1 protein-coding gene and 1 pseudogene are annotated in these 398 nt (G+C 60.6%); both read left to right on the top strand.

Annotation, left to right across the window (positions count from 1 at the left end):
* A pseudogene (locus GR197_RS31720) lies at positions 1-197 on the top strand (hypothetical protein); the annotation flags it as partial.
* Positions 194-398 (top strand): hypothetical protein (locus GR197_RS31715; protein ID WP_204330536.1); only part of this gene is annotated, 205 nt, incomplete at its 3' end. The pseudogene GR197_RS31720 and the gene GR197_RS31715, both read left to right, overlap by 4 nt.

Genomic DNA, 398 nt, shown 5'->3' with positions numbered 1-398 from the left:
CCGTTCGCCCAGGCGACACAGTGCATGCCGAAGTGACCATCAAGCAACTGATACCGGAAAAACGCCGCGTGGTGATGTCGACGATCTGCACGGTCGGCGGCAAGGTCGTGATAGAAGGCGACGCGCTCGTCATGCCCACTTCGCGCCGCGGCCTGGCTGTGGCATCCACGGATCTTTCAGGCCGGGGATCGAAATGAACAGGTTATTTAGCATTCCGGATGAGTTTGCCAAAGGCTGGCTCGATGCCGGTTTCGATTTCTGGCGCAGCATGCCGCTGACGGAGAGTCCCGGAACGACCGTAACGGACGCCGACGGCAACGACATCCATCCCGTCACGCCCGGTGCGCGCAACATCATGATGCGTGCCCAAACCCGATACTGGCAACAGCAAACAGCGC

Origin of the sequence: Rhizobium phaseoli (genome assembly GCF_010668805.1) — a bacterium.
Classification (GTDB): Bacteria; Pseudomonadota; Alphaproteobacteria; order Rhizobiales; family Rhizobiaceae; genus Rhizobium; species Rhizobium phaseoli_A.
The sequence above is the reverse complement of the archived record's forward strand: the minus strand, read 5'-3'. Positions and strand labels throughout refer to the sequence as shown.